Below are 6944 nucleotides of genomic sequence, written 5' to 3'. Positions count from 1 at the left end.
ATGCCAGTGTAGCGTTTAAAACCAGCGTCACTTTGTTTGAGTAGCTTATCTATGTTTGGCATATCTATTAAGTAAGTAGAGTTCAATAATATACGTTGTGTCTTACAACTACTTTTGCAAGAGGTCTTATATCTAAGTAATGCTACTAAGCGTTATGATTAAACAATATTGCCAAACATCAAAATAAATCAGCAATGGACTGCTGTGATAATTCCAACTTTATGATTTGCATCAACAAAGGATATGTACGCTCATGTTTAACTTTTTGCCAGACAAGCCTGATATCGAGGCTCACCGTAGAGTCAATGATAATGATAGGCACAAAGCTGCTGTGAATAAAAATGGCTACTCTATGCGCTTATCCTCAGCGGCATTAGCAGTCACATTGAGTGGCGCATTACTGTTAAGCGGTTGTCAACAGCAAACAGAGACACAACCTGCGCCAGAGGACAGTCAGACCACTGAGCAAACCAATGCTGAAAACAGCAAGCCGATGCCACAAAGTGATTCGGCTGCTGCACGTATCAAGCAGTTTCAGCCTATTTATGTGACGCAAGCGCAAGGGTTACAGCGTCGTCTGCAAGCAGAATATGAATCGTTGCAAGCTGCAGATGCCTCAGACACTACAGATTCTTTATTACAAAATGGTGTGACGACTGATGCCAACAACGGTACTGACGCCAACAACAGTGCTAATGCTAATACTGCCATTGATGGCAATGACAGTGGCGCAGTTAATACCAATGATACATCTGTAAATGCTTCTAATAATGCCACTCCTGAGACATCAACATCAGTAGCTGCTACTGACAACACAAACGCTGCTGCGCTAGATGCAGGGAATGACTCAGAAGCCGAAGCTGATATCAATACCAGTACCGAAGTGGGCGAGCGTGATTTAACCGTGCTTAAGCGTATTAGCCTTGAGCCACGTAAGCCGGTGATATTGACTGAAGACCAAATGATAGAAAGCTATCAGCAAGCGATGGAGTCACTCTATCAACCTGTGACAACGCCACTTAGCGCAGAAGATGTTGATACCCTTATTAATATAGCGACATTGGTGCCGCAGTTATTTGAGCATGCAGAGATTGCTGGCAGAGTGAGTGCCAAGAGCCCAGCGCTGGCGCGATTGATTATCCAGCATCAGGTTTGGGAGCAAATAGAAGCCCAACAAGTCATGGATATGCAGCAGATGAAACTCAATCAGCAGCAAGAGTTTGAGGCATTGATGGCCAAGTTTAATGACACCATCAAAGGTTATGACGAGCAAATTGCTAAATATGAACAGACGCTAAAAGAGTTCCAATAGAGTATATCGTTCAATAAACCACAGCAGTTTAGTACATACAGTCATGGTGCTGATGACATAAATGATAATCCATAAAAAATCCCGCACTTGGCGGGATTTTTTATTCTCTACTATGTTAAAGCTGTTTCGTCATTACTTACGGTCTTCAACTTTAACAAAATCGCGATGCGTCTCGCCAGTGTATAACTGACGTGGGCGACCGATTTTGAATGGAGCGCTGTGCATCTCTAACCAATGGCTGATCCAGCCAGAAGTACGAGCTAATGAGAAGATGACGGTAAACATTGACGTTGGAATACCAATGGCTTTTAAGATAATGCCAGAGTAAAAGTCAACGTTTGGATATAGGTTACGCTCAACGAAGAACGGGTCTTCTAGAGCAATCTTCTCAAGCGCCATGGCAAGCTCAAGCTTAGGATCATTGATACCCAATGCGCCTAATACTTCATCACAAGTCTCTTTCATGACTTGTGCACGTGGGTCAAAGTTTTTGTAAACACGGTGACCAAAGCCCATCAGCTTCACTTCACGGCTCTTCACTTTTTCCATAAATGCAGGTACGTTTTCAACGCTACCGATTTCATCAAGCATTTCTAGTACGGCTTCGTTTGCGCCGCCATGTGATGGACCCCAAAGTGCGGCGATACCAGCAGCGATACACGCGTAAGGATTGGCACCAGTAGAACCGGCTAAACGTACAGTAGACGTTGAAGCGTTTTGCTCATGGTCAGCGTGCAAAGTAAAGATTTTGTCCATGGCGCGAGTGATAACGTCATTGGTTTCGTAATCAACATCAGCAGGCGTGGCAAACATCATGTACAAGAAGTTTTCAGCATAGCTAAAGTCGTTACGTGGATACATGAACGGTTCGCCTTGAGAGTATTTATAACTCATCGCAGCAAGTGTTGGCATCTTAGCAATCAGACGGATAGCGGTGATTTCACGATGATCTTCATTGCTGATGTCTAGGTCTTCATGGTAGAACGCAGATAAAGCACCAACGACACCAACCATGATAGCCATTGGATGCGCGTCACGGCGGAAGCCTTCAAAGAATTTACGTAGTTGGTCATGAACACCCGTATGCTTACGGATTTTTTCAAAGAAATCAGCTTTTTGCTCAGCATTAGGCAAATCGCCATGAATCAGCGCATAAGCCACTTCTAGGTATTCAGCATTGTTCGCTAACTGATCGATAGGGTAGCCACGGTGTAATAGCTCACCTTTGCCGCCGTCGATATAAGTAATCTTTGATTCAACAGGAGCTGTTACTTTAAAGCCAGGGTCATAAGACCAAAAGCCTGAATCTTGTAAAGCAGCAATATCGATAACTGGGCGCCCTAAAGTACCTTTGATAATAGGAAGTTCGTATTCTTCACCATTGACGGTTAGTTTGGCATTATTGTCAGCCATAAATTGCTCTCCATTAGTTTTAACTTGTTAGAATAAAAATTACTACAGACGCATACCCTCGCGCCATGGTTAGTCAAACGGTCAAAATTCATTCAACGCATTTAATATGCAGGGTATATTAGCAGCAATTACTTATGATTTGAAAAAACTTTTACCACTAATACCGCCAATTGGCATGGTTTAGTTGTGTTTATTCACTGTAATTTTTGTATCAAAATATGTCTGATGGGTTATTTTAACCAAAACCCTTGTTTTTATGAGGATAACTGCTGTGTGGATATCAACGTAATATATAGTGTATTTTTTTAGAATAACCGCTTACTTATTATAAATAGGGTCGGCAAAAACAGACAGACTATGAATGATAGCAGAATCCAATCAATCTAAGATATTAACAATTGTGACTGCTTTTAAAAAGCCAGTGTTGCGAATCTCTGTTAATTTGTTCGTTGCGTGTTCCGTTTTTATCACTTAATGGATAAATTTGTAATTATCGCCCAGTCATTTTATAATTAGAGGAACTTAACTGGCACTAGCTTTGTGCGAATTGATAAGTGGTCATGATATAGTGTCGTTTAGAGCTTCTCTATTCATACTGGTATTCATATTTGGTACGACTGAACAGTGTCTTAATAGACTAAAACCATAAGCCTTGGTTTGAATGTTCTTGTTAGCTGTTCTATTTTTAAGTAGTTAGCATCAGTTTTGCACACTATATAGAAGTTCACAATATAAGTGTTTAAACCGTCAGATGACAATTAAGCGTCATTTTATGTCCGATGCGAGCTGTAAAGGCGAATCATAAAAATAGACTAGTTAATCGATCTCACTCATGTTTGTCTTCCTTGTTGTATAATAGACGGGTTGTTTTATATGCCTGTCCATTTGACGAGCAATATCAAACAGTTTATCAATACCTTTAACACATGATCCTTTCTTCATATTTAGCACAAACTAAACGAAGTCAGCTAGCTCTTCCTTACTTTATTCGTCTCGTGTGTTGCTCAATGCTCAGTTGACACAAACTACGTCAAGCGTTGATAGCAGATACAGGAGTATAACCGCAAAAAGGATGCCCGCTGTGAAAAGCAACCGACCTATTGATCTGCCTTTAAGCCAAGTGATTAGCGTTAATCGCTCACCGATTGCGATAGCCTCAATCTTGCATCGTATCTCTGGCATTATTTTATTTTTATTGATTCCTGTCATGCTGTGGTTACTACAGAACTCATTGGCGTCGCCTGAGAGTTTTGAGACCGTATTTGACAACGTACTTGTGCGCTTTTTAGCATGGATATTTGTGGCAGCGATTGCTTATCACTTTGTGATGGGTATCAAGCACTTATTTGCTGACATGGGCATGAACGAAGAGCTAAAATCTGGCCGCACCGCTTCTATGGTCAGTTTTGTGATTGCAGCGATTCTAATTGTCGCGTCATTTGTATGGGTGATGTTCTAATGATAAAAAATGATTCAGGAATCAAAAGTGCTACTGGTCTGACAGGCTCAGGCTCACGCGATTGGATTATCCAACGTATCAGTGCTGTCGTTTTAGCCGTGTATAGTGTGGTATTGCTGGGCTTCTTTTTGACCCATGGCGATGTCACTTATCTTGAATGGTCATCATTTATGACAAGCTTGCCGATGCGTTTGTTCAGCTTAGTGGCTGTACTTGCATTGGCTGGTCATGCTTGGGTAGGTATGTGGACGGTGTTCACTGACTATATTACCACTGGCAAAATGGGCTCAAGCGCAGCAGGTCTACGTTTAGTGCTACAGTCATTGATGATTATCGCTATTTTAGTCTTTCTATTTTGGGGCATCATGATTTTTTGGGGTAACGGTTTCGGCGTCGTTGCGGTTTAACGGTTAAGTTACTCCCTTAAATAATGATAAAACAACGGATGGCTGTAGCAGCATTATTTATTGCTTCATTACTATAGTCACTCGTTGATAGCCAAAATAGTCATAGCGTTGGGCGTATGCTGGCTTAACCACTCATCTCATCGGTGAGTCGTATAATAAGCACATTGCAGTACCAGTAGCGTAGCCCAGTATAACGATAGATATGCAAATTAAGTGGTTGAAGGTTGTTTGTCTCACGCTATCTAAAATTTTAGAGAGCAGCCGAATTATAGAGATTAAGTTCTGCCACAAGATAATTTATCAGACGACCTTTTTATTTACTTTTAAGCATTAACAGGCATTAGGAAAACCGTAATGGCAACTAGACAAGATAATACCATTAGTAATATCAAGACCCTAAACTACGATGCAGTCATCGTTGGTGGTGGTGGCTCAGGTATGCGTGCTTCACTACATTTGGCTGAAGCGGGCATGAAGGTTGCAGTCTTGACCAAAGTATTCCCAACCCGTTCACATACCGTTGCTGCACAGGGTGGTATCGGTGCAAGTTTGGGTAACATGAGTAATGATAACTGGCACTTTCACTTTTATGACACCGTTAAAGGGTCAGATTGGTTGGGTGACCAAGACGCCATTGAGTACATGTGCCGCGAAGCACCAAAAGTGGTTTACGAGCTTGAGCACATGGGCATGCCGTTTGACCGTAACGAAGATGGCACGATTTATCAGCGTCCGTTTGGTGGTCATACCTCAAACTATGGCGAAAAGGCCGTCCAACGTGCTTGCGCCGCTGCTGACCGTACTGGTCACGCATTATTGCATACGCTATATCAGAAAAACCTAGAGCAAGGCACTGAGTTTTTCATCGAGTGGATTGCGCTTGATTTGATTAAAGACGAAGCCGGCAACATCAACGGTGTCGTCGCACTTGAGCAAGAGACAGGTACTGTTGCCGTATTCCAGTCACCGATTACTGTCCTAGCGACAGGTGGTGCAGGTCGTATCTTTGCTGCATCTACCAACGCTTATATCAATACTGGTGACGGTATTGGCATGGCAGTTCGTGCAGGTATTCCATTACAAGACATGGAATTCTGGCAGTTCCACCCAACTGGCGTTCATGGTGCAGGCGTACTATTGACCGAAGGTTGCCGCGGTGAAGGGGCTATCTTACGTAACAAAGATGGCGAAGCGTTCATGGAGCGTTATGCGCCAACCGTGAAAGACTTGGCACCACGTGACCTAGTATCACGCTCGATGGACCAAGAAATCAAAGAAGGTCGTGGTTGTGGTCCTAATGCTGACCATATCGTCATGGACATGACGCATTTGGGTGTAGAAACCATCATGAAGCGTTTACCATCAGTTTTCGAGATTGGTAAAAACTTCGCAAACGTTGATATCACTAAAGAACCAATTCCAGTTATCCCAACCATTCACTATATGATGGGTGGTATTCCAACTACGATTCATGGTCAAGTGATTGTACCGGATCTAGAAGCGGGTACTGATGAAGACGGTCTATATGCAAAAGGCAATGTGGTTAAAGGCCTTTATGCAATCGGTGAGTGTGCTTGCGTGAGTGTTCATGGTGCCAACCGTTTAGGTACCAACTCACTGCTTGATTTATTGGTGTTTGGTCGCGCTGCAGGTAAGCATATCGTTGATGAGTTCCATCATGCCGATCATAACTATAAGCCATTAGATCCACGCGTCCTTGATTTTACCGTGCGTCGTCTAGACAAGCTGCAACAGTCTACTGAAGGTTACAACGCACAAGACGTGGCTGACGAGATTCGTGCAACCATGCAAAAGCATGCGAGTGTATTCCGTACACAAGCGATGATGGACGAAGGTGTTAAGCAGATTTTAGCACTGGGTGAAAAGATTGATAAAATCCATCTAGCAGATAAGTCACAAGTCTTTAACACTGCTCGTATCGAAGCATTCGAAGTTGCTAACTTGTATGAAGTGGCAAAAGCGACGATGATATCAGCTGCTATGCGTCACGAAAGTCGCGGCGCCCATAGTGTGTCTGATTACGATCGCCCAGAAGATGATGACTATGCACCAAACGGCCGTAATGACCACGATTGGATGAAGCATACCATATGGTATTCTGAAGGCAACCGCATCATTTATAAGCCAGTTCGCAAAGTACCGTTAACGGTTGATTATATCGAGCCAAAAGTTCGCGTCTATTAATTCTAGACTGTGCGCCTGATATATATCTGATATATAAAAGCAGCGCAAACGTTTTATCCCTTATTAATCTATTAAAAAGGTGACCGCCAGCTACATGCTCATAACAGTGCTATCACACTATTAATCGGTATCCGATACTGGTTATCAG

Annotated in this window: 5 protein-coding genes; 4 read left to right on the top strand and 1 reads right to left on the bottom strand. The window is 42.7% G+C overall.

Annotation, left to right across the window (positions count from 1 at the left end; all coding sequences use genetic code 11):
- The first annotated feature begins 253 nt into the window (after nt 1-253).
- Nucleotides 254-1312, top strand: a complete 1059-nt coding sequence (locus QL919_RS12910; RefSeq protein WP_290189888.1) for a hypothetical protein — start codon at nt 254-256, stop codon at nt 1310-1312.
- A gap of 132 nt (nt 1313-1444) precedes the next feature.
- Here QL919_RS12910 and gltA read toward each other — a convergent pair whose 3' ends face one another.
- Nucleotides 1445-2725: a citrate synthase gene (gltA, locus tag QL919_RS12905; protein ID WP_290189887.1), complete on the bottom strand. Its 1281-nt coding sequence runs from the start codon at nt 2723-2725 to the stop codon at nt 1445-1447.
- A 1072-nt stretch (nt 2726-3797) separates the two neighbouring features.
- Here gltA and sdhC point away from each other — a divergent pair.
- From sdhC to sdhA, 3 genes are all read left to right on the top strand, one after another.
- Nucleotides 3798-4184 carry a succinate dehydrogenase, cytochrome b556 subunit gene (sdhC, locus tag QL919_RS12900; RefSeq protein ID WP_010200793.1) on the top strand — a complete coding sequence of 129 codons (387 nt, stop codon included), beginning with the start codon at nt 3798-3800 and terminating at the stop codon, nt 4182-4184.
- 20 nt (nt 4185-4204) lie between these two features.
- Entirely contained in the window at nt 4205-4591 is a 387-nt protein-coding gene (gene sdhD, locus QL919_RS12895; protein ID WP_290189889.1) for a succinate dehydrogenase, hydrophobic membrane anchor protein, read from the top strand.
- A gap of 354 nt (nt 4592-4945) precedes the next feature.
- Nucleotides 4946-6796, top strand: a complete 1851-nt coding sequence (sdhA, locus tag QL919_RS12890) for a succinate dehydrogenase flavoprotein subunit (RefSeq protein ID WP_290189886.1) — start codon at nt 4946-4948, stop codon at nt 6794-6796.
- The last annotated feature ends 148 nt before the right edge of the window (nt 6797-6944 follow it).

Origin of the sequence: Psychrobacter sp. APC 3426 (genome assembly GCF_030408035.1) — a bacterium.
Taxonomy (GTDB): domain Bacteria; phylum Pseudomonadota; class Gammaproteobacteria; order Pseudomonadales; family Moraxellaceae; genus Psychrobacter.
The sequence above is the reverse complement of the archived record's forward strand: the minus strand, read 5'-3'. Positions and strand labels throughout refer to the sequence as shown.